Raw genomic sequence first — 2,204 nt, forward strand, 5'->3', positions numbered from 1 at the left:
GTCGTGCCGTTGAAGAGCGAGTACTGAGTCGGCTGGGCCAGGGCGTTGAACGACGTGCGCTCGACCAGCCACCGGCGCTGGTCGGCGCCGTAGAACGTGCTGAGGTTGTCGGTCATCCCCAGCGCGTTGTACCCGGTCACGGTCGTCTCGGACTGCAGGTCACCGACCGCCGGGGAGCCGGTGCTGTTGACCGAGCCGTCGGGGTTGTAGCCGGTGTAGTAGGTGTAGTCGCCGGCCAGACCGGTCTCCGACGCCGGGATGGTGATGGTGGCGATGGTGGGCTGGTTCTGGTCGTTGTACTGCACGACCGTCGACTTGTACTGCTGGCCGCTGACGTAGCGGATCGACGCGGTCAGGTTGCCCTTCGCGTTGGTGACGTTGTCCTCGAACTTCGTCGTGTCGTACGTCCAGCCCGCGAGCTGGTTGGCCGCCGTGATCGAGGTCTGGTACAGGCCGGTCCGGCGATTGAGGTTGTCGTACGCGGTGATCAGGACCTTGCCGCGGGCGTCGGTCGTCTTCGTCGGGCGCCCGGCGTTGTCGTACTCCTTGGTCGTGGTACCGCTGTCCGGGTCCTTCGTCGACGTGTTGCGCCCGCGCTGGTCGTAGTCGTAGGTCCACTCGTACCCGGCCGGGTCCACCACCTTGGCCAGCAGGCCGCGGCGGTTGTACGTGTACGACGTCTTGTCGTAGCTGCTGGGGTTCGTGCTGAGGTGGTCCGGGACCCGCGTGGCGAACTGGCGCAGTTCGGTGGTGCGCCCGTCCTCGTCGGTGACGGTGAGCGAGCCGGTGCCGCCCAGCGGCGGGGTGACCGCGGTGTAGTCGCCGCCGTAGTAGGTCGACGTGCGCCATTTCTCGACGTTGTACGGCTGGAAGATCTCCGCGGTCTGCCGGCCCGCGCCGTCGAACTCGAGGCGGGTCTGCGACGGGATCGTGAGGCCCTCGTCGACCGGCGCCACGAGCGCCGTACCCGGGTCGCCGGAGGCGTCGTGGTACGCCGCGAAGCTGCGCACGGCACGCCCGGCGGTGTCGTAGAACGAGTCGGTGAGCAGCCGGCCGCCGGACGGCGACGCGGTCTGGGTCTGCCGCTCGCGGACCAGGCCGTCGTAGAGCGAGTACGTCGTGTTGTAGCCGCCGCTCGGGTTGAGCTGCCGGCTGGTGACCGCGTTGACCCCGTCGGTGCGGATCAGGTAGTCGTACCGCGTGTCGGCCGGGGCGGTGTTCTTGTCGTGCCCGGGCAGCCAGACCGCGGTGAGCCGGCCGAGCCCGTCGTAGGTCAGGTCGGTGCGCCGGCCGTTCGGGTCGACGGTGGCCGTGGCCAGCCCCCAGGCCGGCTCGAACGTGGTCGTCGTGTTCCAGGTGCGGGGGTTCGTGTCGACGGTCTGGGTGACCGGCCCGCTCGTCAGCGGCGTGTACTCGGTGGCCGAGTGGTAGTCCATGGCATCCCACGACTCGAGGGGACGGCCGAGGACGTCGTAGGTGGTCCGGCCCACCTGGTAGTACGTCGGGCTGGTGGCGCTCCAGACGCTCAGCCCCTCGCTCTTGGTGACATCGCCCTTGGTCGGCGCGGCGCCGAAGGTGGTGGCGTTGTCGTAGTACAGGCGGCTGTCGCCGATGACGTCGGCGGCCGCGATCGGGCCGGTCGCCACCTGGTCGCAGTCGAGCGCGAACGTCTGGGTGCGCTGCTGCGACGACATGAGCCAGACCGACGTGTTGCGGGGCTCGTAGGTCGTGGTCGTGCACTGCTCGTCGCCGGTGACGGCGTCGTCGCCGTAGTCGGTCGCGGCGACGATCATGCCCATGGCGTCGAAGGTGTTCTTGCTCGACGAGCGGCGGAAGCCGCGGTTGTCGTCGAGCGCGGTGCGGTTGTGCACGGCCGCGGTGTTGGTGTACTTCGCGGTCGTGGTGACGCCGTTGATGGTGCGGGTCGCGGTCGCCGCCGACTGCCACGGGTCGTTTATCGCGCCCGAGACCTCGGCGCCGCCGACGCCGTTGAGGGTCCGGGACTCGCGGATCATGCCGGAGTAGGCGTCGTCGTCGGGGACGCTGCCGCCCTGCGAGTCGACCACGTTGACGGTGCGGGTGCCCGAGGGCAGGTGGTCGCCGTTCATCCCGCGGAAGTACAGCGTCTCCGAGTACGTCCGCTCGTCCGGGTTGCCGGGAGCGGTCGGGGCCTCACCCGCGGAGGTGCCGACCTTGGCGTAGCC

The 2,204-nt window shown here is 69.6% G+C and carries 1 pseudogene; it reads right to left on the reverse strand.

Annotation, left to right across the window (positions count from 1 at the left end):
* Positions 1–2,204: pseudogene (locus AB0B76_RS58855) on the reverse strand (RHS repeat protein); the annotation flags it as partial.

Source organism: Dactylosporangium sp. NPDC049140, assembly GCF_040648435.1.